This window comes from Lacipirellula limnantheis (genome assembly GCF_007746075.1).
In the GTDB taxonomy this organism is placed as follows: Bacteria; Planctomycetota; Planctomycetia; order Pirellulales; family Lacipirellulaceae; genus Lacipirellula; species Lacipirellula limnantheis.
The window spans coordinates 4,962,312-4,987,376 of the sequence record NZ_CP036339.1 but is presented as its reverse complement, the minus strand read 5'-3'; the positions used below and the strand labels follow the sequence as shown (position 1 = coordinate 4,987,376).

Here is a 25,065-nt window from a genome sequence, read left to right as displayed (position 1 = left end):
ACGCCCAAGTGAAATCAAAATGCCGCGACTTCTTCTGGCCATGATGCTTGCTGCTGCGGCAGCGCCGTCTAGCGCCGAACCGCCAGAGCTGGTTTCGGTCGAACCGACGATCCATCGCGAAGCATGGTATGCGCGCCTACAGAATGCCGGTCGCAACGTGCAGCCGCGCAAGCTTGGCCAGTACGAAAAATTCGAACTTGAAATCGATCTCAAGGCGAGTTTTGAGAATCCGTTCGATGCGGAACAAATCGACCTTTCGGCTGAGTTCACGGCGCCGTCGGGCAAGATTTGGAAGATCTGGGGTTTCTACAATCCCACCAATTGGGATAGCGAATGGATGGTGCGATTCACGCCGACGGAGTCAGGCGAGTGGTCGTATGTGGTGAAGGTCCGCGATCGAGAGGGGACGGCTGAAACCGAGCCGGCGACGTTCCGCGTCGGTCCGAGTCGGCGTCGCGGGTTCGTCAACATCGCGGAAAATCGGCGCTACTTGCAGCATAGCGATGGTTCAAGCTTTTACGGCATCGGCTTGTGGTACAACGACGACTATCATCGCCGCGGCCATGGTCAGATTTCCGAGACGGCGCTCGATGAACTTCAACGGCTCGGCGTGAACTTCATATGCTTCTATCCGACGCCGTTGGAGACGGCGGGGTCGGGCGTAGGTCGCTACGATCAGGACCGCGCCGGCAGGTTGGATGAAATCTTCGGCTGGTGCGAAGAGCGCGATATCCATATCGCATGGAACCTCGTCTTCCACTCCTACATTTCCGAGGCGATGTGGGGCGGCGGCAACGACCGTTATCGCAGTAATCCCTACCGTAATATCGTTGATGCGCGGGACTGGTTCGCCAACGACGACGCTTGGAAGCACCAGCAGAATCTCTATCGCTACATCATTGCCCGTTGGGGGTATAGCCCGTCGCTGTTCATGTGGTTTGTCGTCGATGAGATCAACGGCACGGAAGGCTTCCAGGCCGATGAAGCTGGCGCGCTTCAGTGGTGTCGGCGAATGAATGACTATTTTCACCAGCACGACCCCTACCGCCGCCCGACAACTGGGACGCAGAGCGGACATGTCGTCCACTGGTGGAAAGAGGGATACGAAATCTTCGATATTGGCGCCCGAGAGATTTACGAAGCCCAAGAGTTTCCGATGCCGAAGGGGGGGAAGCCCGACCTGATCCACGATCATCCGCTACGGGCGTCATACCGCAACTATGCCGAGCAAACCGCGAAGCTGTGGGCCGAGTTCGAGAAGCCGGCAATCATTGGCGAGTGCGGCTTCGATCACACGTACTATGAACCTGGGATGCCGGGCTATCAGGCTACTTACCATAATGCCTTATGGTCGGCGCTGGCCAACGGGAGTTGCGCCACGCCATTTTGGTGGAACTATTCGCCGTATCTCAACGACAGCATTGTGACGGGACAACTCCGCGCGTTCGCCAGATTCGTCAGTGACATCGACTTCGTCGGCGGCCAATGGAAACCGCTCGCCGTCGCCGCCTCCTCCGGCGATGCCTGGGCGATGCAGAGTGAGAAGCTCATTTTTGGCTGGTTTGCGAACCCCGCGTCAAGCGTCGCTCGGGAAACGGTCACCATCAGCGGCTTGGAGCCAGGCGACTACGAGGTCCGTCTCTATCGGACGAGGCGCGGGGTTTACATGGAGCCGGACGAGGTCGCTTGCACGGAAGGCACGTTGACGGTGAACATTCCCGAGCTGGTGCACGAGAATGGACGAGCGCAGCACATTGGCGACGACGTCGCGTTCACGATCGTTCGCAAGCACGCCGAGTGAGCGGAGCGCCGCTCCATTCGGAGTTCATGTTACTCGGCGGAGGAACGGCGGAAGGCCTGAACAATGGCGTAATTGCCGCTGTGAGAATGCCGGACGTTATCCCAATGTTCAGGCATAGTGGCGGCATACCAGTCGGCGCGCTTGGCGACGATGAGGAGCCGACCTCCGGGCCGAAGCGAACGCTGCGCAGCGGCGACGAACAGCGCCGCGATTCGATTGTCGGCGTAGTAAGGCGGGTTGGCGACGGCCAAGTCGTACTCCCCTGCCCCGCGAAAGTTGCCGTCGCAACTCAATTCGGCAGTGACGTTGGTAAGGCCGTTCAACGCGGCGCCAGCCAGCGTACACTCGACGGCGCGGACGTTGCCGTCCACCCCGTGGACGGAAACGGAGGGTTCGCGGGAGGCGAGCGCAAGTGACACGGTTCCTGCGCCGCAGCCGATGTCGAGGATGCGGCTGCCGGGTTGAACCTCTGCGGCGTCGATCAGCTGGCGAGCGCCGGGATCAAGTCGACGATGCGCGAAGACGCCAGGTCGGCTCAGGGCGCGTAGCAGACGCTCGCCGTCGCGGAACGTGAATTCGCAGCGAAAGTTGCGCACCTTGCGGAGTTCGCGCTGCTTTCGCGCGACATAGACCGTTGCGTCGTCGTATGCTTGCACGGTCACCTTGGCAAACAGATCGCTCAATTGCTCGCGCAGCCATTGATCGCGGGGATTGTCGACGGCCGCGATGAGCACGCCGCCCGCGTCTAGCGCCAGCGCCGCCGACTGGAGCTGATCGCGTGCTAGCTCTGCCTCGCCTGCTTTGGAGAACGGGAGCAGCACTGCTTGAAACGGTCCCGAAGGAGCGTCTGCCGCGCAGGCTAGCGTGAGGTTGGCGGGAGCATCGACGATCACCGTGGACGCAAGCTGCCGCGGAAAGAGATCGAGGAACCAGCAGATGACCTCGCTTGAGGCAACGGCCCGGGCGACGGCGAGCGCTCCCTGAGCGCGACCCACGGTGGTGCAGAGGATTCGGCGAATGTCGCGTTGCGCTGCCAGCAGGTCGATGGCCGTCGCCAGTGCTCGCGACTCCGCCGGGCGCGTTGGCGGCAAGCTAGGCAATTCGGGCGGCATTTGTGCGACAGGTCGGGTTGTGCGGAAATCGGCTGGCGATTATACACTCCGCCCGCCTCGCGCGAGACGGTCCGATCGCTCGCGCTGGCGTTACGACCGCCACCTTGAAAAGGTCTGCATCCTCATGCCTCGAAGTCGCAAGAATCCGCTGCTCGCGGCGCTCGACGCCTCGTTCTTGATTGGCGCCGTCTGCACCGCGATTTTTTACGCGATCCTGCTCAGTCCCGGAATGAAGGATTCGACGCTGCATCGCTACACCACCGAGCATTTGGTGGAGTACGTCGTGGTGGCGCTGACGTTTTGGGGCTTGGCGGATGTGCTGCGGAAGGTGGCCAGTTTTCCGCGGGAAGTGCTGGCGCTGCGTCACCAGTGGCTGCCCGCCCGCAAGGGTCGCGTGCCGGCAGCGGCTGCCGCTGGACTGCTGGAGATCGTCGATGCCCAGCCCAAGTGGCTGCGTGAGTCGCGGATCGGGCGTCGCTTCGCGGCCGCGCTAGAGTACGTCGTCGAGAATGGCGCTGGCAATGAGTTCCGCGATCAGCTGCAGCTGCTGTCGCATCATGACGCCGAGCGGATGACGGCGAGCTACACGCTGATTCGCTTCGTCGTACGCATCACGCCGGTGCTGGGCTTCTTGGGTACGGTGGTCCACTTCGGCACGGCCCTGAACGGCATCACGCTCGACAAGATGAGCGACCAGCTCGGCGTCGTCGTCAGCGAGATGGGACACGCGTTCAACGCGACCACCGTCGCGCTGGCCGCGGCGATGTGCATGATGTTCTGCCAGTTCGTGTGCGAATGGATTGAAAAGGCGATCTTGCAGCACATCGATCACACGGTGGAAGACGAGCTGTTCAATCGCTTCGAACTCAAGGACGCCAGTCTCACGCCGTTCCTGCGGGTGGTGAAAGAAGCGAATGACGACGCCTTGAAACTGATGGCAGCGAATCTCGAAGGGCAAACCGCCACCTGGGTCGAGGCCTTCGAAATGATTCTGCAACGGCTGGACGCTCGCCAGAAGCAAGAAGGCCACGCCTGGACGCAGGCATTGGAGACGCTCAGTAGCCGGCACGAAAGCTACGACGCGGTCCGCGAAGAACGGCTGCGGCAGATTCTAGATGCGATCGGCGAACGGCAAGATCGATTCATGGCGCAAATTCAGGCGACGATCGACAAGGCCGGGCTGCTGCGGAATGATTTCGCCGTCGTGGTCAATGCGATTCAGGAAATCGCGCAAGGCGAGGGCCGATTGCTCGAGTTGCAGGCGACGCTTTCGGACAACCTGCGCGTCATTCATGAGACGCGGCAGATTGAAGACGCCGTGCATGGCCTCACGGGGGCGATTCATTTGCTTACCGCGCGGAGTAGCGACGGTCGCAAGACGGCGGCGTAGCGAGACGAGCGATCTAATCTCACTCCGTCATTCTGAGCAGAGCGAAGAGTCTGGACGCTCGTTTGATTTGCTCGACTCTTCGCTGCGCTCAGGATCACCTGGTCGCAGCGCGGGCCAGCCGCACCGACAAAAACAACAACAGCCCGGTCGGCGCAAAGCCGACCGGGGCTGCTGTCTCCCCCCTGGGATGAATCGATGGACGGTAAGCGCTAGTAGCGCGGCGTCCTCTGCTAATCACATCGCGCCTGCGATGAGTGAAGAGTCCCCCCGCTGGGCCATCGCGGAGCGATCGCCTCAGTGCACTGTCGCGCCCGGCGACGCGTCACGAAGCCGTTTGGACGGAGGAAGTTATCGACCAACGATGAGGCGGGCTTGTGGCAATCTTTGCGGATTGCGGGGAGGCTGCCGGGGAGTGAACTGGCAAGGTCATCCTGAGCGGAGCGAAGGATCTGGCGAAGCCGAGCGAGCTGCTAGATTCTTCGCTTCGCTCAGATTGACGGTACTCTGCTGGCGCAGGCGCCAGCATGGAGATTTGCAAGATTCGACTGCATCGAGTTTAACGGTTGGGCCGATTCTATGGGAAAGAGAAACCTTGCGCCGTCGCCGCGCGCCGTGACGGCGCCAAGCGAAAGCCGCCCGTAGAAGGGGATTCAACGTGTCGCGAATAACAGCGTTCTGCGAATGGCTCCTCCGCCAGCCGCTAGTGTGGGGCGGGATGGCCTGCTTTGCCTTCCAGGCAGTGGTGGTGCGTAATCTCGAACCGAACGGCAACCTCCATCGCTGGTTCGCCGGCGACGGGGCGACGCTGCGAACGGCCGTCACGTTCCTGTTTTGCGTTGGGATGGCCTCCCTCGCGATGCGGGCGTGGAATGTGTTGATGCAATACGGCTCGCTCGGAAGCGTCCTGCCGAGACCAATCGACGGAGAGGCGCTGCTAATCAAGACGATTGGCGACCGACTGAATGAACTCGAACGGCTGCCGCGCTCGATGCAGGGAAGTTACCTCGTTCGCCGCATGCGGAACGGCTTGAGCGGCGGCAGCGCCACAGAGACGGCCGACGCGGTCGGCCAGCGGTTGCGGCAACTGGCCGCGGCGGATCGGGCGACGCTCGCTGCCAGTTTCGGCGGGATTCGGACCATTATCACCGCGTTGCCCGCCGTGGGCGCCCTCGGCGCCGTCACCGTCATTGCGGCAGTCATTCCCGATTGGAATACGACGGTGGAAGGCGGGGTCGCGGGAACGTTGGCGTTGCAGTCAGCGCTGGCCATCGTGGGCCAGGCGATCGTGACCACGGTGGTCTTGGCATTCGTCAAGATCGGCGTCGAACATGTTGAATTGCAGTTGCTTGACGCCGTCGACGCGACCGCGGTGAGCGAACTTGCCGGAGCAAGCGGATACATTGCGGCGTCGACCGATCCGCAGGCGGCCGCTATCGTGCGGCAGTGCGAGCGAGTGCTCGACACGGTTGAGTCGGCCATCTCTCGGCACGATGCGACGCTGAGTAAGACGCTGCTGGCGGCGGGTCGCGGTTGGGAAGAAACAGCCTCCGCTGCGGCCGCCCTGCTCCACCGCACAGTCGGCGAAGCGCTCTCCGCCGGCCTAGCGAAGCATGCCGAGTCGCTGAACTCCGGCATCGCGAAGCACACCGAGGATTTGCAAGGAGTGCTCGTTCGCCACGCCGAGATTCTCAGCGACAACATCGATCAGCATACCAGCGCGCTGGCCGAGGCGCTGGAGCATCACACGGCCGTCATGACTCATACGGAAACAAAGTTGGCGGAAGACAACCGCCGCCATATTGGCGAGTTGGAAGCCGCGATCGGCGAAGCTGTGATGGCGGGCATCGGTCGCCAGGAGAAGTTGATCCACCAGAGCGAGGAGCTGCTGCGCGAAATGCAGCACACGCTCATCGAGTCCGCCGGACTTGCGGTGGCGCACCAAGAGCAACTTGCCAAACAGAGCGAGGTGCTGCTCAAAGTCGTCGACGCCACGGCACAGGTGCGGCGGCTGGAAGAGGCGCTCAATAGCAATCTGGCGACGCTGGCCGAGTCGCATCACTTTCAAGAGACGGTGGTGAGCTTGTCGGCGACGCTACAGCTTCTGAGTGCGAATTTGGGCCGGCCGACTTCGGCGCGGGACGGCATTAGTTTGATGGACGCCACACGGACGAGCCACGCAGCATGATTCGCCGCCGGACGAGCGAAGCGGGTGGCGGCGTCCTGTCGTTCACCTTTCTGGACGTGCTCACCTGCACCATGGGGTCGCTGGTGTTGCTATTGGTGGTGCTTGCGCAGAAGGCGACGAACGTCACGCTGGAGGAAGCGCTCGCCAATGCCGCGAAGCCAGCCGCGACGGCAGCCGAGAAGCCCAAGCCGCCGGTGGTCGACGGCGAGAAGGCCGAGGCTGAAGTTCCCTCGCCGGCCGCGCTCGCGGAATTGAAGAAGCTAGCCGGCGAAGACCCCAACGGCGATGCGAAGATCAAGCTCGATGAGAAGTTGTTGAAGGCCGACGACGGGCTGACTGCCGAGGAATACGCGAAGCGCTTAGCGGAAATCCAAGAGCACAAGCAAAAGGTCGAGAAGATGCGCGTCGATGCGGCTCAGCGCATCAAGGACGACGAGGCCCGCGTCAGCCACCTGGAAGAACACGAGCGGCGGCTGGAGCAAGAAATTGCCAAGTTGCGCGTCGCGCTCGAGCGGTTGGAAGAGGCCGAGAAGAAACAGAGCGTCGATCAGGAGGCCGCGAAGGCCGAACTCGAACGGCTGAAAACATTGGTCGCCGAGACGATCAAGCAGATTGAAGAGCTGCGTAAAGAAACGACAGGCAAAAAGTCGTACGCGATCGTGCCGTACAAAGGCCTCAATGGAACGATGCGGCGGCCGATCTATATCGAGTGCACCAAAGACGCCGTCACGATTTACCCGGAAGGGATCAAGCTGGTTGCGGCTGATTTCGACGGCCCGCTGCGGTCGGGCAATCCGCTGAATGCGGCAATTCGGGCGGCGCGCGAAGAGCTCAACGCCCGCGCCAGGGCGGCTGGACAGACCGACTTGCCCGATCCCTATCCGCTCCTGATCGTGCGACCTGATGGGGCGTACGCCTACGGCGCCGCGATGAGCGCGATCAGCTCGTGGGACTCGGACTTTGGTTACGAGTTCGTCGACGCCGACTGGAAGCTCGAATACCCCGACCCCGATCCGCGCCTTGATCAGATGATGCGACATGCGGTGGAGCAGGCGCGGCAGCGGCAAGCGATGCTCGCCAAGGCGGCGCCGCGCCGGTATGGCCCTCGACTCGCCGTCGGCGGCGGCGAAGGGGACGGAATCGGCGGGGGCGACGAAGATGGAGCTGGAGGCGGATTCGAGGGCGTGGTCCACCCCGGCGGCGATGGCGATCGGATTGGGGATCACAACGGCGAGAACTGGATCGCCGCGTCGGCGGGCGGCGGAGCGGCCGGGAATGGCGTCGGAATGGGGTCGGGAGCAGGGACTGGCACGGAGGATGGGCAAGCGGGCGCTAACCGCTACGCCTCCGGCGGCCTATCGACCGATGGGCAAGGCGTCAGCGGCGGCGGCGTCGGAGGGAGCGGCGGGCTGGGAGCGAGCGGCAGTGCCAGCGATCCCGCAAACGGCAACATGGCTCAGGGGACGCCTGCGGGAACGGTCGCCGGGGGAACAGGCCCCGGCCAACCAGGCGCCGCCGCGACGCAAGCGGGGCAAGCGGGGCAAGCCGGACAGAAGGGCGCTGGCCCCGGGGCAGCGGGTGGGCAGGTTGCGGCCGCCGGATCTCAATCGGGCCAAGGAGCGCCCGGCGGGACGCAGGCCACAGGTTCCACGGAGCAGACGGGCGGGTCGACGTTCGCCGGCGCCAAGTCGCCGACGGGCGGCGCGTCTTCGCAAACGACCGCAGGGGGCGGGAGCCCCGGATCGAGCGGCGGCGCGGCAGGAAGCGCGGCAAGCGCCGCGGCGGGGGGACAGGCAGGCGGCGCCAGTAGTAGCGCTGGCGGCGACGGGGCATCAGGCGGCGTGGTGAGCTACAACGTCGGCCAGACGGCGAGCGCCGCCACATCGCGCGGCGCCAACTGGGCAAACGAGGCCGCGTCGCGACGGGCGTCAGCGATCAGTCGGCCGATCCGCGTAGTGGTCAAGCCCGAGGCGATTGACGTGATGCCTACGAACCAAGGAGGTTCGGGGCCGGTCGGCGACCCGACCACCGTTTCGTTCCATCAACCGACCGATCGCGTGTTGGATCAGCTCGCAGCGGCGGTCAAGGAACGGATGAACGAGTGGGGCCTGGCGGGCAACAACATGTATTGGCGGCCGACGCTCGTGTTGCAAGTGGCGCCGGGCGCTGAGAAGCACGCCGCACGGCTGAACGACCTGCTGCGCGACAGCGGCATCGACGTGAAATTCCAGGAAGTCGCCTCGCGTCCAGAAGAGGGAGCCGGCAGTGGAACAACACGATGACGACGACTCGATGCCGGGGCAAGACTCCTTCATCGACGTTGTGTGCAACATGGTCGGCATCTTGATCGTCCTGGTGATGATCGTGGGCGTGCGTGCGTCGCGGCCGGCGGAGTTCGATGCCGCGATGATGCCAAAGAAGCCGAAGGCGGCCTCTGGGGTGAAAGAGCAACTTGTCGACTCGCGCGAACTGGAGAAGTTGATCGAGGAGGCGAACAAAGAGACCAGGGAACTGGAACGCGAGGCGGAACGGATGGTCGACCTCGCCGTGCAGGCCGCCCTGACCGAACAGCGACGTCAGGCGCTGCTCACCTTGCAAGCCTCGGTAGAGCAGCAAATCGCAGAACGGCGCGCCAAGCTCGACGAAGCGGGAAAAACTCAGTTCGACGTCCAGCGGGCAATCGCTGAAGCCGAAATGAAGCTTTCGGAGTTGACGCAGGAGCAGGTTTCACTGGTGTCGCAGACGATCGACGTGGAAGAGGTCGAATGCGTGCCGACCCCGCTGGCCAAGACGGTGGAGGGGGATGAGATCCACGTGCGGATCAAGCGGGGGATGTTGGCGGTGGTGCCGTCCGATGGGCTCTTGGACGAGTTTCGCGCCCGCGGCGGCGATTATATCCGCAGCGGCTTGCGGGATCGGAACTCGGTCGAAGACGTTTACGGTCCGATCGATGGCTTCCGGATGCGGCTTTCAGTGAAGCGCCACACAGTTTCAGTGCAAGGCCCGCCGGGAGTGCCAATGCCGCAACAGACCGTGCCGGAAGTGCAAGCGGTGTTCTTGCCGGTTTCGGAGGACATTGGCCAAACGATCGACCAGGCGCTGTTGCCAAGTTCGCCGTTCATGCGGCAACTGAAGGCGCGGAGGACCGCACGACCAGCCGTGACCGCTTGGGTCTACCCCGACAGTTACGGCGAGCTGCGAACGCTCAAACGTGCCATGTGGGAAGCGGGAGTGGCGCTGGCCATTCGGCCGTTACCCAACGGGCAGCCGATCATCTTCTCAACGAACGGCAGCAAGTCGAGCGCGCAATGACAACGTCCGCCGGCACGTTTGCCAGCGGCGTCACATGGGGCACTTGATTAGACGGCAGTGCCGCCAATCTTGATCAACCGGTACGGCGAACTTTGCTGCCATTGGCGGCGGGATTCGGCGCCGGCTTCAGTTGCGCGAGCGTCACGGCAGCGAGCCGCTTCTTCGCGTCGGCCGCGACGTCCCCGAGGACTTCCGCCAGCTTCTTCTGGGATTGCGGGGTCAGCCCGTTGATCTGCGGCAATTCCGGCTGCACGGGGCCGTCGATCGCTTCGACGACGTCGAGCATCGTAATCTGAGCGAGCGGTTTGGCCAGTCGGTAGCCGCCGTCGACGCCGCGGGTCGACTTAAGAATTCCCTCGTTCACGAGGTTGCGCAAAACCTGCAGCAGGAATCGTTCTGGCATGTCGCCGAGTTGCGCCAGTTGGCTGCACGGAATCGGGGGGGAACTTGCCGATTCATTCAGTTGAACGGCTGCCAATAATGCATAGGTCGATGCGCGTGAGATTCTCAAGTTTCTGCTCCGAAAGACTGTTACGTTGTTTACTCCGACGCTTCCCCGCTCGTAAACCTAGCGGTCCGTCACGCGGCGAGAGATTGCAAACCTGATGCCATCGCTTTCAAAGCGTCGTACGACGCGGCGGACATTTCATCAAACTCGCCCGATCGCGTCTTGGGAAGGTCGATTGTGGTAGCCCGCAGATCGCTGAAACAGCACAATGGCAACCGTTGAACTGGTCTCTTGGCGCGCAGCGAGGTTGAGCGACTGCCAATCGCGGCCAATCGCTGGCTCACGAAGCTGCCATCTTAGGCCATCGCGACGGGTTAGCTCGCGACCGCGGACTCAGGCGTGGGCGGCCGATCTGGACGGCGCCAAGAGATCAAAAATAGTGCGATCGCTCCGCACACCAACAGGGAATCGGCGACGTTAAAGTTTGGCCAGACGTCAAATTGTCCCTGCGGAGGCCAGCGGCGCGCGATCAAGACGAAGTCGCGTACCGCATGCACGGTCCCCGAGCGAGCTGAGTCCCAATTCGCCCATTGCAGACCCGGAAGACCCAGGCGGTCGTAAAGATTGCCAATGACGCCGCCCAAGATGCATCCCAACGCGATTGTCAGCCCGCGATCCCGCGCCGCACCAAAGACAAACAGCCAGACCGGGATGGCCACTGCGGCGGCCGTGGCGCAACTGGCGAAAACCCAGACATTCCCCTGCCCCATGCCGAAGAGGGCGCCTTCGTTCAAGCTGAGTTGGAACCCGGCGTGACCTTCCCACATCCAACGAATATCGTGTGCAAGCAGGTCGGGCTGACTGAACATGTAGTGCTTCGACCACAAGTCAGCGGCGCAACCCAGACACGCTAAAGCCCAGAAGGTGAGATGGCGATTGAACGGAATCGGGGCTCGCTGATCCATCGCGGTCTTGGCCTCCTGCCCTGCGCGCCGCACATGATGGAAGTCGAAACTCGCGATTGAGGCGAAAGAACGCCCTAATCGCTTGACCAGCGGAAATTTGCCAGCGGAGCGACGACCAGTCGAAGAACGGGGCTGACGGGCGTTACTGCAAAGCCTGCCAAATTAATCCAGCGGCGCTCGTTGATCGCGCGACTCCGCGCACTTGATGCAGAAGGGCGTGTAGGGAATCGCGTTCAATCGAGCCTTGGGGATGACGCCTTCGCATTGCTCGCATTGGCCATACTCGCCCCCCTCGATGCGCTGCAGCGCCATCTCGATCATGCCGAGACGATCTTCCTCGTTGGCCAGGAGGCTAAGGGTAAACTCCTGCTCGTAATTCTCGCTCCCGAGTTCTGCCATGTGGATGGGCATGCTTGAGCCATTGGCCCCGTCCGATCCACCTTTGTGCAAGGCGGCGTGAGTCATCGAGGTGACATCGCCGCGTAGCCGGGCCCGGATATCGATGAGTCGATCCCGGTACACCTTCATATCCGCTTTCTTCATGTTGTTCCTCCGGAGCGAGGCCCCCGACCGGCACGGCCGAAATGGGCCAAGAATCGCTATTGTAAAGCGAATAATCAGGAGCGTCAAACCGCTGGCCGCGGATTCGTCGCTGCGCAAGTGGTTATCTGCCATGGTGTTGAGTAACAAACAAGGGTTTGCTCTCGCTGCCGGTCGCAAGTTCGCCGACACGGATGAGGGGACTTCTAGATGGCCGAAATCATGCTAGAGGTCTGCGGTTGGGTGATCTCAGGATTCACCTTCCAAGCCCTCATCGCGATCGCCGTGACGCCGGCCGCGCTGCTGGTCGCCGCCTGGCAGCGCGGGGCATATTGGCAGAATGTCTGCGCAAACTATGTAAAAGCGTTCGAGTAATGCGATCCCACTGCCCACCTGGAATGATAGAACGGCCGCTGCCGGAGTATCTTCGTAGGGCCCGCCGCTCCGTTGCCGCTCTGCACGGGCGAAGCTAGACTTAGTAAGTCGTTTTCCCCGTTACGCTTACTGCCGGTCGGCGCTCAGCTGGCGAGCCCCGCGCCGACTAGCCGGCCTCAATTGCGGAGCATCGCACTCAGGTGGCAACTTCGGTCGACATCATTACCGACCAGGCATTTCAACAGTGTCTGTCGCCGGACTGCAGCGCCACCTTCGACGTAGGCGATGTTTACACAGCGTGTCCCAAGTGCGGCTCACTGCTCGACGTCGCCTACGACTGGGAGCGGAGCGACGTCCCCGATTCGCTGCGCTGGTTCGAAAGCAAGTGGTCGCGCCGTAACGAGCCTCTCTGCCGCAGCGGCGTCTGGCGGTTCTCAGAACTGCTGCCATTCGCACCGCCGGAGAAGATCGTCACGATTGGCGAAGGCCAGACGCCGTTGATCGCGACCGACGGCGTCGCAAAGTACGTCGGCACGAATCCGGGGACGTTGTTCTTGGAGTACGAAGGGATGAACCCTTCGGGAAGCTTTAAAGACAACGGCATGACCGCGGCGTTTACCCACGCCCACATGATTGGCGCCAAGCGCGCCGCCTGCGCCTCGACCGGCAACACCAGCGCGTCGCTCGCCCTTTACTGCTGCAGCAGCAAGCTGATGCAGGCCGTGATCTTCATTGGCTCGGGCAAGATTTCCTATGGCAAGCTATCCCAAGCGCTCGACTACGGCGCCCTGACAATCCAGATTGCCGGCGACTTCGACGATGCGATGCTCCGGGTGCAGCAGGTGAGCAAGGAACTTGGCATCTACCTGGTGAACAGCGTCAATCCGTTCCGGCTTGAAGGCCAGAAGACGATCATGTTCCGCGTCCTCGAAAGCCTCGACTGGCAGATTCCCGACTGGATCGTCGTCCCCGGCGGCAATCTGGGCAACAGCAGCGCGTTCGGCAAGGCGTTCCACGAACTCCACGCCCTCGGGCTGATCGACCGCATCCCGCGGCTCGCCGTCATCAACGCCGCCGGCGCCAACACGCTCAACTCGCTCTACAACGACAACGGGTTGCGTTGGAACGGCGGACGGCCCGACCAAGCGATTATCAATAAGTATTACGCAGGCCTCGACGCGGCTTCGTCGAAGGCCGACACGATTGCCAGCGCGATTGAAATCAATCGTCCCGTGAACCTCATGAAGTGCTTGCGAGCCCTGGATTGGTGCGACGGCGTGGTCCGCGAGGTGACAGATCAGCAGATGCTCGACGCGAAGGCCCAGGTCGGCGCCAACGGCTTCGGGTGCGAACCGGCTAGCGCTGCGAGCGTCGCCGGCGCCAAGCTCCTCCGCGAGCAAGGGGTCATCGCCCCTAGCGACCGCGTCGTCTGCATCCTCACGGGGCACCAACTGAAGGACCCGACGGCGACGATCGCCTACCACACCACCGACCAGGAAGAATTCAACCGCGTCCTGGGCAAGCGCGGCGTGAGCCGTGCCGCGTTCGCGAACCGGGCGGTGAAGGTGGAGAACGACCTCGACGAAATCGTGCGGGCGATTCAACTGAATAGTTAGAGAACTCGCCTTCTCTCTTTCCCCGTTTCTCAACACGCAGCGATTTCAGGGCGGGAATCTATGGCGTTTGACGTGTACGTTGGATCGATGACTCGGTTCTACCGTCGCGAGTGGGAGAATGCAGGGCAACGATTGGCGCGCGAAATGGGCGCGAAATACAACATGATCTATGCGGGTGGCGAGCCAGACCCACCGCCGCCAGCCGACGAAATTCGTGATGTCATAGGTCTGTGGTGTGCAGAACTTACGGAGGGGCTTCGCGATTTAAAATGTGGTGAGATTAAGTGGAATGAAGGCGACGAAGCGCCATACTTCACTGAACGACCAGCTTGGGAAGGATACGCGGGGCTCCTTCTTTGGACTGCGTACGCTGAGCAGCCCAAGTTAACTCCGCCAGCAATTCTGCCGGAGCGTTGGGAAAGCGATTTAGCCTACAAGAAATCGAGTTCTCCTAACCATCCTTCGCTGTACCAACAGATTCTGCGAGCCAATCTTTGGATTCCTGCAGATTTCAACGCGGTAGTCGAGGGTCCAGACCTTTGCGGTGAACAGGCCGTGATCGGCTCAACGTTCGAATTGAAGCGGGCGCTCGATCATCTCGCTCATTCTCGTCCGCCAATTTTGCAGGGCGAATCGATCCCGGAGACGAAGCAAAAGAGCAAGTGGGCGTCGTTGTTTGGCGCGAGGAGAAAGCAAGTAGCAGAAAACCCCGCGCAGAAAGGCAATTCGCTCATCGCATGTGCGGGGCAAGGGCTGAGCATATTTCGCCAGTTGGCGGATAAGGCTTGCGAGAATAGACTTCCAATCATGTTGAGCTACTAGGAAGTTGAAAGTCGCCCGAGTGAGATTCACCGAATGCCAATCAAGCTAGCCATCCACGGCGCCGCCGGGCGCATGGGACGCCGCGTCGTCGCCCTCGCCAGCCAGGACAAGCAGATTCAAATCGTCGCCGCGCTAGAATCGGCGGGGAGCCACTTCCTCGGCCACGACGCCGGTCTCGTCGCCGGCGGCGAGAAGCTCGGCGTGTCGCTCTCTGTCGTCGGCGAAAGCGCCGCCGACGTGGTGATCGACTTTTCGGTTCCCGACGCGGGCATCGCCATCGTTGATCACTGCCTCCAGTCGAAGAAGCCGCTGGTGATCGCCACCACTGGTTTTGAGCCCGACCAGAAAGAGTTCATCGCCGCCGCCGCCGAGCAGATCCCGATTGTCTTCGCGCCAAGCATGAGCACCGCGGTCAATCTGGTGATGAAGCTTACCGAGATCGCCGGCAAGGTGCTGAAGGATTACCCCTCGGGCGTCGACGTCGAGATCATCGAACGTCATCACCGGTTCAAAGAAGACGCCCCCAGTGGCACCGCGCTGAAGTTCGGCGAGATTGTCGCCGAGGCGATGGGGCTCACCGATCACGTCCATGGACGCGAAGGCCGCACTGGCAAACGGACGCCGCAAGAGATCGGGTACCACGCCGTCCGCACCGGCGACAACCCCGGCGAACACACCATCGTCTTCGGCATGCTCGGCGAGACGATCGAACTGCGCGTCGCCGCCAGCAACCGCGACTGTTACGCCCAGGGGGCGATCCTCGCCGCCAAATGGCTCGTCGGCAGACCGGCGGGAATGTATGGCATGAAGGAAGTGCTCGGGCTTTAGTAGCTGTCAGCGATCAGCGTTCAGCACTCAGCCAGAGAAGTAAGTTACGACATTTGTTTTAGCTGATCGCTGAAAGCTGACGGCTCTCTCATGGCCAAATGCGACGAAGGATACCTCTGCGACGTCTGCGGCCAAGACGTTGCCGAGCTGACTGACAGCGAGATGTACCTCCGCTACATCGTCGGCATGCTCGATCCCGAGGTGCTTCATACGACGCCCGAGCGCCACATCCGCTGTAACCCCGCGCTGGCGCAGTACATCGTCGCCGACGATTTTCCGCCAGTCGTCGTCGAAGGCCCGTTCGACAAACGGACGCTTGATGAACGCTACGTCGGGCGTCGCGAACGGCTCCTCACCCGCGGCTGGCGGCGATTGAACGAGGTGGCAGGCTCGCATACTCCGATTATCGAGTACCCGCTGCCTGAAGTGCTGAACGAGATCCGCCGCCGCAGCGCCGGCTTCTGAAGAGCAGCGAGCCGCAGCTACTCATCGCGGCGAAAAATCTTGCGCAGATCGCACAGGAACCAAATGAAAATGGCGATCGAACCAGGCCCCAGGACGACGACGCTCGCCCAGGTGACGAACTCAATCATGGCGACTCCTTGCCGAACAGGTTTCCGGCGGTGAACCCAGCGATCGAGATCGGCAGCGCGAACAGCACGGCGAAGTCCTGCCAAAGTTCGGCGCCGGCAATGCGCCAGACGTGCGTCTCCTCCACCGAATCGTAGTTTCCATAGGTGAAGAGCAACCCATAGAAAGCTGCCAAGCCGGCGAATCCGCTGATCGCGCTCCATAGCCCCGCGGCACGCCGCGGCCGGCCAAAGAGGGCGCCAAGTACGGGCGTCAGCACGACCGAAGCCATGACGCTCGACATAAACTGCCAGGCATCGCGCATGCGCTCGAAGAAGAGGCTCATGATCGCCGCGGCAACCATCACGCCGAAGACGCCCAGGCGCGTGAGCACGAGCAGTCGACGGTCCGACGCCTTGGGATCAATCAGGGGACGGTAAATGTCATAGACGACATTGCCGCTGGCCAAGAGCGAATAGCTGTCGATCGTCGACATGGCCGCCGACAGGATGCCGCCAATCATCAACCCGCGCAATCCCGTCGGCAACATTTCCATGCAGATGGTCAGCAGGGCCGACCTCCCGACGAGATCAGCAGGGAGCAACCCCTGCTCCACGGCCGAACGGGCAATGATGCCAATGAGCGTCACGCCCCAATCGTAAGAGGCCCACAGCAAAATTCCGACGAGCAGCGCTCGTTGCACGGCCTTGGCGTCGCTCGCTGCGAAGACGCGCTGGTAGAACGCCGGCTCCACCAGCACGGTCAGCCCCGTCATCGACCAAGCGGCGAGCATCCACCCGCTTAGCCCGCCGTGGTGTGCGAAGTGATTGGCCGTATCGCTGCCGGCGCTGGCCGACATGTGCTCCATGAACCCCCACCCGCCGACCCAGTCGATCGCGAAGGGAATCGCAATTGCCAGCGAAACGCACATCAGCACGAACTGCATGGTGTCGCTGATGGCATCGGCCCACAGTCCTCCCATCGTGGTGTATGCGGCGCAGACGCCGATGGCCGCGAGCAGGCCCCAACTTGTCGGAATGCCGACGAACTCCAGCAGGGTCATCATGCCGGCCATGGCGAGGACGGGCGCGGAATAAACGAAGCAGGCAGCGGCGCCGACCACGCGCGTCGGTCTGCCGTAGTGTTGCTCCAGAATATCCGAAAGCGTCATCGCATTGCCGTAGCGCTTCAGACGTGGAGCGATCACCAGCGCCGCGAACCCGATGAAGAAATAATAAGGCAAACTGTACCAGAACCAGGCGACGACGCCGTAATAAAATCCCGACTCGCTCGTCCCAAACGTGACGTCGATTCCGTAGTACGAGCTAACGAGCGTGCAGATCAGCAGCGGCGTCGTGAGCGACCCGCCAGCGAGGAAATAGTCTTTGAACGCACGGATTTTCGTTGAGAGGATGGCGCCGAGCGCCAACATCGCGGTCAAGTAGACCCCGATCACGGCGTAGTCAAACCCATCGAGATGGGCGTGATCGAGTGCGGCAAATTGTGCAAGCAGGGGCGGATCGAACACAGGCCAAATGAGGGCTGCGGAAAGCGGGGGGGGATTCCTGTGCAGCAGCGTACTTGGATTCCCCGGCAGACGGAAGTCGAGTGGACTCGCGAAGCGGGCGATGTAGTTTCGCCCCCGACGTCGAAGGGCGCCGACGAATGGCGACGCTCCGGCTCATGGCGATCTAGTTTGCTATTCACGCCGAGCGAAGGCCTTGCCAATTTTGCCAAGTATTTGCAGTCAAGGGGTTGGCGTTGCAATAATGGCTGGAAAATCGCAGCTGTCGGCGATTCTCCTCGCGCTTTGACGTCGGCTTCGCTCCTCGCGGCCAGGCTCGCCCATGAGACGTGTCCGAGAAATCGCGCTCGCCTTTCCGCGCGGGGCGCATCAGGAGATCTTCATTGAAGGCGTCCTGCGCTACGCTCGCGATCAAGAGTGCGACTGGTCCTATATCACGGCTCCGGAGTCGTTGTCGCTCTCGGTGCTCGATCTCGTCGGCTGGACTGGCGACGGCATTCTCGCTGCCATCAATACGGAGCGAGAAGCCGCCTGCGCGGCCGCGCTGTCGATCCCGGTCGTGAACATTTCCAGCGCCCTGCTCAGATCGCCCGTGCCGCGGTCGATCGTCGACAATCGCGCCATCGGCTTTCTGGCGGCCGAACATTTGGTGGGCAAGGGATTTCAAACCTACGCCTATTACGGATTGAGCGGCGTGCAGTACTCGAGCGATCGTCGGGCGGGATTTGAAGAGCGAATCACATCCGCCGGTTGCCGCTGCGTGGAATTCTTAGCGCAGCCGACCTTTGGATTGGGCGGGAACCAATGGTTGCTTCAGTATCGAGTGCTCGCCGAGTGGGTGGCCGCGCTGCCGTCGCCGTGTGGATTATTCGCCGTCTCCGATTACCGCGCGCGGCAAGCGATCGACGCTTGTCGCCAAGTCGGGCTGCAAGTGCCTGAGCAAATCGCGGTGATCGGAGTCGATAACGAGCAGATCATCTGCGAGCATTCGTCGCCAACGCTCACTAGCGTCGCGCGCAATGACCAACTCGAGGGATATCGAGCGGCTGCGATGCTCGATCGGCTGCTCAGCGGCAAGCGAGTCTCTCTGGAAGAGCCGCCGATCTCTCCGTTGCAAGTCGTCCAGCGCGAATCGACAGCGACGTTCGCCGTCTCGGACGCCCGGCTGCGGCAAGCGTTGTCTTTCTTACATCAGCATCTCGAGCAGCCAATCACGATTGATCAGATTACCGAACACGCGGGAGTTTCGCGGCGGTGGCTGGAATACGCGTTCCGCGACGTCCTGGGTGAAACGCCCTATCAGTACTTGCGCCGTCAACGGCTGGCGATGGCTCGTCGGTTGCTGGCCGAGGATCCGGCCGCGAAAGTCTATTCCATCGCCCAGCAAGCGGGATTCTCGTCAGCGAAGCAGTTGGCGATCGCTTTCCAGCAAGATTTTGGAATGAGCCCGCGCGAATACCGCAAGTCGAATGTTGCGTCGTTCACTTCGTAGCAGCTGAAGTCTTAGCGGCAGTAGAGTCCTAGCCGCCGAGCGACAACGGAGCCTCGACCGTCGGGTATCAAGGCGATGCGAGAAAGTTGGCCATGTTGTCGTGGAAGTAGAGCCGTACGTCACGGCGAATTTCGGCTTCCGTCGGACGCCAGCCCGTCGCCGCAACGTCGCGATATTTGTCGACCAACACATTGGCGATCAACTCGCGGCTGTGGTCCCATTTGTAGATCAGTTGGTCAAGCACCCGCGCGTCGGAATGTTGCGGGATAAAGCTCACGCCCAGCAGTTCAACGCGCATCCGCGTGATCTCGTCGATCAGGGACGGATTATTCACGAACCACCAGCAGCCGAATACCATCAAGTTCCTGAACTTGCGGGCCGCTACGGCGAGCTCGTGTTGATTTTCGCGGGCAAGCATCGTGCAGAACAAGCGATTACGCGGCAAGTCGGCGCAAATACGCGCGACGCTCGCGACGTCCGCCAAACCAACCATGTCGCCGCCGTCACGCAGCTGCGGATTGACGCCCCGCTTTGAGCCGATCATTAGCGCCAGCGGCATGTTCGTCTCTTCCAGCACGGGCGCCACAATGCGGCGTAGCACCTGACTGCTGATTCGTGAGTCTTCCATCCCGTCATAAAGAAACTCGGGCGGCAGGCTAACCGCACAATAAATCGCCCTGGTTCGCGAGATCCAATCTCGCAAGAACCGACGTCCCTGTTCCACTCCCTCGTCATCGAGCGTCGGACCGACGGGATAGCCCCATTCGGTCAAGCGAGCGGCGGCATGCGGCCAGTCGCACAGGAGCGGGTCAAAACGCAGTACGGCGGCAAAGCGTGAGTCGGCGCCCACGTCCTGATTTTCCAGCCAGCGCTGTCGCTCGTTGTCGTCAAACACGGCATTGGTCATCGTGATCCGCGAGACGCCGGCAATCTCCATCACTCGATCGATTTGGCGATTGGGGTCCTGTTGCGCAAACCATCCGCGATACCCCTGCAGATCGCGGTCGCCCGGATCGAGCCCCAGTCGCTGGAGCGTGGTGAGCACGCCGCGGCAGGCCTCGCTGATTGGCGAACGTTCGAGAAACAAATGCTTCCAAATGTGATCGGCCTGCTCGCTCTTGGTCATTCGCCAAAAGTCGTCGTATGGCAACTGCCGCGCGGGAACGACGCGAAACACTTCGGCCACGAGATAGTGATACGTCAGCAACTCGTCGATGCCCCAGAGCATGAGGCCCTTAGGATCAGCGCCGTTAGCCGCGCCGCTGAAAGGCGTGCCAAACGAAGGGGGATAAAGGTGAGTGTGAAAGTCCCATACAGGCTGCTCGCGAACAGCGCGGCGAACGAGTGATTCCAGTGCGGTCATCTGTTCAGTGGCGGCGTCCGCGCCAGCGCCGCCTGCAGAGTCGAGTTGAAGTTGGGAAGCGACCATGTAGTTTCTCTTCGTTCGAGCCGATCGCGAGAGCGTTCGTTAGAGCCGATGCGTCTATCTTACGGGGGCGGTCGCTTGCATCCAGGAGGCTAAACTGGCGAAGCGACGAGAAAAAAACGCAAGTGGAGAAGCGGCCCCCGTGTTAGGGCTTCTTCGCACCGTTCGTAGAGGCCGTAGAGATCGCTTTGAGCAGCGATTGATATTCGAGGGGCTTCACCAGATGCTCGTCGAACCCGGCGGAGAGTGCGCGTTCGCGATCGTCGGGCTGGCCGAATCCCGTGAGGGCGAGCAGCTTGACGCTGGCGCCATTGGGCAATTCACGAATCTGTTGGGCGACGTCGTAGCCGCTGAGGTCGGGAAGCCCGATGTCGATAAGTGCTACGTCGGGATCGCTCGACGCGACGGCCGCAATGCCCTTCGTCCCATTCTCGGCAGCAGTAACTTCGCAGCCGAAAGCCTTCAGCAGCTTGCCGGTGACGGTGCGAATATCCTCTCGATCTTCCACGAGCACGACGCGCATTCCCTGCAAACTGGGGGCGGCGTCGCTCCGACTCATTTCTGACGCGACTTCCTCGCCGACGATGGGCAACCGGACGATAAATTCGCTCCCCTCGCCGATGCCGCCGCTCGTCACCTCGACCGTGCCGCCATGCAGCCGCACCAAGGTTTGCACCAGAGTGAGTCCGACTCCCATCCCCGTTTCAGTTTTTCCAGGAGCATCATCGACTTGGACGAACAGGTCAAAGATGCGGTCGTGCATCGCTGCGGGGATGCCAATCCCCGTGTCGCGGACCCGCAGCACCGCCTCCGCCCCATTTTGCTCTGCTAGAAGTGCAACTTCGCCGCCGGGGGGCGTGTACTTGATCGCATTGGTGAGCAAGTTCACTTGAATCTGCTGTAGCCGCGCCGCATCGCCTTTGACGGGAATCGGGTGATCAGGTAACTCGATGTACAGATGCAAATCGCGCCCTTCGAGCGCCGGTTGAACGGCTTCGACGGCGTCTCGCGACGTTTGGCAAAGGTCGACCGTCTTGGCGCGAATGCCGATCTTTCCGCGCGTGATCCGCGAGACGTCGAGCAGATCATCGAGCAGCCGCGCCATTTGCTTTGACTGCCGCGCGATGGCCCCCCGCGCTTCATCAACGGTCTCTTTGTCGAGGTGGTCCCATTGCAGGATGCTCGCGGAATTGAGTACCGCAGCCAGCGGATTACGGAGCTCGTGCGAAAGCATGGCAAGAAATTGGTCGCGCTTCTCCACCGCGTCGCGAGCCTCGGCTTCCGCCTTCTGGCGACGCGCGACTTCGGCCCGCAACTGCGAGTTGATCGTTTCAAGCTCCTCGGCGTAGCGCTCTCGATCGCTTTCGGCCTCTTTCTGCCTGGAGATATCGCGAGCGATCATCGAAACGCCGATCACGACTCCGTTCTGCTCCCGAATCGGCGAGAAAGAGCAGAGCACGACCATAGAATTGCCGTCGTGGCGCCGCGACTGCATCTCGACGGGCTGATCCCGCAACTTCCCAGCGATCGTCCGCGCGTGCGCGTCACGCAATAGCGACTGCGATTCCCCGGAATCGTGGGCAGCGAGCAGCCAGATTTCTTGGCCAGTAGCCTCCGACGCGTCGTAGCCGTAGAGCTTTGCGGCGCCGCGGTTCCACGTGGTGATGCGACCCTCGAGATCCATGCCGACGATGGCGTCCTCCGACGATTCCACGATCGCCGACATCTGCTGGAGGCGTGCTTCGGTTCTCTTCAGCGCGGAAACGTCGATGAGCGTGAGAACGACGCCATCGAGCTTCGAATGCGAACGGTAAGGCAGAACGCGCAGGAAGAACCACTGGCCCGAGCGGTCTTGAACTTCGCGTTCAAGGGGCACATCGGTCTCCAGCACCTTCCCCACGTCGGCGATGAGACTGGGATAGCGAATGTTGTGCGAAAAGCTATCGATCCGCCGACCGACGTCTTGCGGCAGCAGGTCAAACGCACGGCCTATCTGCGGCGTGAACTTCCGGATACAAAGATTGCGGTCCAAGAAAATCGTGCCGATCTCGGTGCTCCGCAGAAGGTTGTCCATATCGTCGGTCATTTCCGTGAGCTCGACGATCTTCTTCTGGTATTCGGCGTTGACCGTATAGAGCTCCTCGTTCACTGAGTGAAGCTCTTCGTTGGTGCTCTGCAGTTCTTCATTGCTGGCGACGAGCTCCTCGTTCGAGGCCTGCAACTCCTCGTTACTCGTCTCAAGCTCCTCGATGGTCGCCTGGAGGTTCTCGCGAGTGTAGCGAAGCTCGGTCTCTAACGAGTTGAGGTGCTCCTTCGAGGCTTCGTCGACGTCCATTTCCGACGCGGTCCGCTCGCGCGAAGTCGCCGCGCCGAGGCTATCCAGCGAGACGAACAAATGCGTAAGATTGCCATGGCGATTCAACAGCGGCTTGACGCCAAGCGTTAGTTGCTCGTCGCCGTTGGGCGTCGCCGCGCGGATGCCGTGGTAAATCACCGGCGTTTGTTCTTTCGAAGCGCGCTGGATCGCCCCGGCGAGAGCCATTTTGAGATCTCCCTCGAGCAGATCGAGAACGTCCGTCGTCGGCCGGCCCGCCCGGTGCCGCAGGTAGCGACCCGCATCGCCGAACGTATGGACCAGCTGGCGACCGTCGGTCACCAGCAGCCCCGCGGGCATGAACTCTTCGAGCAGCCGGTCGTACGTCGACATCAGCGATGCGTCGAAGCCGCTGTGGGCGGGCGGCGTCGGGCTCGCCCGAAATGTGCCGACGGGGGTGGAGAGCGGAATGCGCATGTCCGCGGGCAAGCGGACGTCACGCCTTTTGCGAAAAATTTTCCAATGATCGTCGAGCACCTCAAACTCGTTCGAGAGTTCGCCGAGCGTCTCGCTCGGCCCCAGGAAAAGAACTCCACGCGTCTTCAATCCGAAGTGAAATAGCGATAGCGCCTTTCGTTGGGCCGGCGGCTGAAAATAGATGAGCAGGTTGCGGCAGGAAATGAGATCGAGCTTCGTGAACGGGGCGTCCTTCATCACGTTATGCCGCGCGAACACGACCAGCTGCCGCAATTCGTTGGATACCTGATAGCGGTCTCCGCGCCGGATGAAAAAACGGTTGAGCCGCTCGGGACTGACCTTGGCGAGGGCTTCTTCGTCGTACACGGCCGCGCTGGCAAACTCCAGCGACGATTGATGCACGTCGCTCGCAAAGATCTTGACGCTCAGCGGTCGATCTAACTTCGACAGCTGCTCGTAAAGCAGAATGGCGAGCGAGTACGGCTCTTCGCCAGTGGCGCAGCCGGCAACCCAAGCGCGCAGTTCCTGGTCGGGTTTGGCCTTGGCGATGAGCTCGGGCAAGACGTCGCGTTCCAGCCGCTCGTAGGCCTCTCGGTCGCGGAAGAATCGCGTGACGCCGATGAGCAAGTCTTTGTAAAGTGCGTTTAGCTCCGGCAGGTCGACGCGCAGCTGGTCGACGTACTCGTTCAAATCCGTCGACTGATTCATCGAGAGCCGCCGTTCGATGCGTCGACTAACGGTGTTGGGCTTGTAGTAGGAGAAATCGATGCCGTACTCGTCGCGCAGCAACTTGAAGATGGCGTCGTAGCCTTCGAGGTCAGCGGCATCCTCCGCTTCATGGGCCACGTTGCAGTGATAGTTCAGCTGCGCCCGACTCAAGTGCTTCGCCAACTGCGCCGGCATCTCCTCCGGTGAGAGAACGTGGTCCACGACGCCAGTATCGCGGGCGCTCTTCGGCATACCGTCGAACTTTGCCGAGGCTTCGGACTGGGCCATCACCAGTCCTCCCGCGTTGTGAATATCGATGATGCCCCGGGAACCGTCGCTGCCGGTGCCGGATAGAACGATCGCCGCCGAACAGCTCCCCACATCCTGGGCAAGCGACCGGAAGAAATGATCGATTGGAAGACTCAGTTCCTGATCGGGATCCTTATCCGTCAGCAATAACTTGCCGCCGGAGATGATCATCTCCTTCTTGGGAGGAATGAGATAAATCGAGTTCGCGTCAACGTCCATCCCGTTCTCAACGCGATGGATGCGCATTTTGGTATTGCGCGCCAGCAGCTCGTCCATCAAGCTTTTGAAGTCGGGCGACAGATGCTGGATCACGACGAACGCCAGTCCGCTGTCCGATGGCATGCTCTTGAAAAAGCGTTCCAGCGATTCCAGTCCTCCAGCGGAGGCTCCGATGCCGACGACGTACGGGCGCTCTCCCGGAGGCGCCGGCTCCAGCTGCCGCCGCGGGAGATCATCGCTGACATCGTCGACTGCGTCGTTCGCCAAATGCTTGGCCCGATCCATGCCCTGCCCATAACTGATGTCCGCCCCCGTCCGCGGAGGGAGGCGTAGGGAAGTCACTGTTCCGTCGCCCCTCGCAGCAAAAACGGCGCCAGTCGCTGCGGCGAACCGACGTTGCCGGGACTCGCGCGCAGCCCCGCGGCTAGTGGGGCGTTCGCCAACCGCGGTGGCGGCCACGCGAGCGGCCATCAAAAACGCCTCTTGCGGAGGCTCCTGTCCCACCGGACGCAGCGAACGTAACCCGAAGGAGCGCCATCCCTCTGGCGTCAGCCCGTCGACAATAAAAATTGTTTCCCGTATCCTCGACGCCAATCGTTTCCTCGCCGCCGCGAGCGAACTCCCCCGGCGC

General features: G+C 61.7%; 18 protein-coding genes. 11 read left to right on the top strand and 7 right to left on the bottom strand.

The annotated features are described in order from the left end of the window. Positions 1-19: 19 nt before the first annotated feature. Entirely contained in the window at positions 20-1,801 is a 1,782-nt protein-coding gene (locus I41_RS19385; RefSeq protein WP_145434578.1) for a DUF5060 domain-containing protein, read from the top strand. Between the two features lie 29 nt (positions 1,802-1,830). On the opposite strand, the gene I41_RS19380 is transcribed toward I41_RS19385, so the two are convergent. After that, positions 1,831-2,913 carry a class I SAM-dependent methyltransferase gene (locus I41_RS19380; protein ID WP_145434577.1) on the bottom strand — a complete coding sequence of 361 codons (1,083 nt, stop codon included), beginning with the start codon at positions 2,911-2,913 and terminating at the stop codon, positions 1,831-1,833. A gap of 124 nt (positions 2,914-3,037) precedes the next feature. On the opposite strand from I41_RS19380, the gene I41_RS19375 reads away from it, so the two are divergent. The 4 genes from I41_RS19375 (at position 3,038) to I41_RS19360 (ending at position 9,800) form a co-directional block, all read left to right on the top strand. Next, a complete protein-coding gene (locus I41_RS19375; protein ID WP_168207028.1) occupies positions 3,038-4,303 on the top strand; it encodes a MotA/TolQ/ExbB proton channel family protein in 1,266 nt (421 codons plus the stop codon). 655 nt (positions 4,304-4,958) lie between these two features. Further along, positions 4,959-6,488: a hypothetical protein gene (locus I41_RS19370; protein ID WP_145434575.1), complete on the top strand. Its 1,530-nt coding sequence runs from the start codon at positions 4,959-4,961 to the stop codon at positions 6,486-6,488. Beyond that, the gene (locus tag I41_RS19365) at positions 6,485-8,770 is read left to right on the top strand and encodes a hypothetical protein (protein ID WP_145434574.1); all 2,286 of its coding nucleotides are present in this window, start codon (positions 6,485-6,487) and stop codon (positions 8,768-8,770) included. The genes I41_RS19370 and I41_RS19365 overlap by 4 nt, the downstream gene beginning before the upstream one ends. Further along, positions 8,754-9,800 (top strand): hypothetical protein, encoded by a 1,047-nt coding sequence (locus tag I41_RS19360; protein WP_145434573.1) that lies wholly within the window; start codon positions 8,754-8,756, stop codon positions 9,798-9,800. Before I41_RS19365 ends, I41_RS19360 begins: the two co-directional genes overlap by 17 nt. Before the next feature lie 73 nt (positions 9,801-9,873). On the opposite strand, the gene I41_RS19355 is transcribed toward I41_RS19360, so the two are convergent. The 3 genes from I41_RS19355 to I41_RS19345 form a co-directional block, all read right to left on the bottom strand. Continuing rightward, positions 9,874-10,311 carry an RrF2 family transcriptional regulator gene (locus I41_RS19355; protein WP_145434572.1) on the bottom strand — a complete coding sequence of 146 codons (438 nt, stop codon included), beginning with the start codon at positions 10,309-10,311 and terminating at the stop codon, positions 9,874-9,876. Positions 10,312-10,622: 311 nt separating this feature from the next. Further along, entirely contained in the window at positions 10,623-11,213 is a 591-nt protein-coding gene (locus I41_RS19350; protein ID WP_145434571.1) for a signal peptidase II, read from the bottom strand. A gap of 162 nt (positions 11,214-11,375) precedes the next feature. After that, entirely contained in the window at positions 11,376-11,756 is a 381-nt protein-coding gene (locus I41_RS19345) for a TraR/DksA family transcriptional regulator (protein ID WP_145434570.1), read from the bottom strand. A 207-nt stretch (positions 11,757-11,963) separates the two neighbouring features. Between I41_RS19345 and I41_RS27445 the strand changes: the two genes are divergently transcribed. The 5 genes from I41_RS27445 (at position 11,964) to I41_RS19325 (ending at position 15,859) form a co-directional block, all read left to right on the top strand. Further along, positions 11,964-12,128, top strand: a complete 165-nt coding sequence (locus I41_RS27445) for a hypothetical protein (protein WP_168207027.1) — start codon at positions 11,964-11,966, stop codon at positions 12,126-12,128. Positions 12,129-12,328: 200 nt separating this feature from the next. Next, positions 12,329-13,744 (top strand): threonine synthase, encoded by a 1,416-nt coding sequence (thrC, locus tag I41_RS19340; protein WP_210421006.1) that lies wholly within the window; start codon positions 12,329-12,331, stop codon positions 13,742-13,744. A 60-nt stretch (positions 13,745-13,804) separates the two neighbouring features. Beyond that, positions 13,805-14,566: a hypothetical protein gene (locus I41_RS19335; RefSeq protein ID WP_145434569.1), complete on the top strand. Its 762-nt coding sequence runs from the start codon at positions 13,805-13,807 to the stop codon at positions 14,564-14,566. A 33-nt stretch (positions 14,567-14,599) separates the two neighbouring features. Further along, positions 14,600-15,394, top strand: coding sequence for a 4-hydroxy-tetrahydrodipicolinate reductase (dapB, locus tag I41_RS19330; protein ID WP_145434568.1), 795 nt, complete (start codon positions 14,600-14,602; stop codon positions 15,392-15,394). A 90-nt stretch (positions 15,395-15,484) separates the two neighbouring features. Continuing rightward, positions 15,485-15,859, top strand: a complete 375-nt coding sequence (locus I41_RS19325) for a hypothetical protein (protein ID WP_145434567.1) — start codon at positions 15,485-15,487, stop codon at positions 15,857-15,859. A gap of 124 nt (positions 15,860-15,983) precedes the next feature. Here I41_RS19325 and I41_RS19320 read toward each other — a convergent pair whose 3' ends face one another. Beyond that, positions 15,984-17,492: a sodium:solute symporter family protein gene (locus I41_RS19320; RefSeq protein WP_145434566.1), complete on the bottom strand. Its 1,509-nt coding sequence runs from the start codon at positions 17,490-17,492 to the stop codon at positions 15,984-15,986. Between the two features lie 319 nt (positions 17,493-17,811). On the opposite strand from I41_RS19320, the gene I41_RS19315 reads away from it, so the two are divergent. Beyond that, the gene (locus tag I41_RS19315; protein WP_145434565.1) at positions 17,812-18,981 is read left to right on the top strand and encodes an AraC family transcriptional regulator; all 1,170 of its coding nucleotides are present in this window, start codon (positions 17,812-17,814) and stop codon (positions 18,979-18,981) included. Positions 18,982-19,048: 67 nt separating this feature from the next. On the opposite strand, the gene I41_RS19310 is transcribed toward I41_RS19315, so the two are convergent. Together I41_RS19310 and I41_RS19305 are read right to left on the bottom strand one after the other, a co-directional pair. Next, on the bottom strand, positions 19,049-20,410 hold the full coding sequence (locus I41_RS19310; protein ID WP_210421005.1) for a hypothetical protein: 1,362 nt from the start codon (positions 20,408-20,410) through the stop codon (positions 19,049-19,051). A 142-nt stretch (positions 20,411-20,552) separates the two neighbouring features. After that, positions 20,553-24,719 carry a chemotaxis protein CheB gene (locus tag I41_RS19305; RefSeq protein WP_168207025.1) on the bottom strand — a complete coding sequence of 1,389 codons (4,167 nt, stop codon included), beginning with the start codon at positions 24,717-24,719 and terminating at the stop codon, positions 20,553-20,555. Between the last annotated feature and the right edge of the window lie 346 nt (positions 24,720-25,065).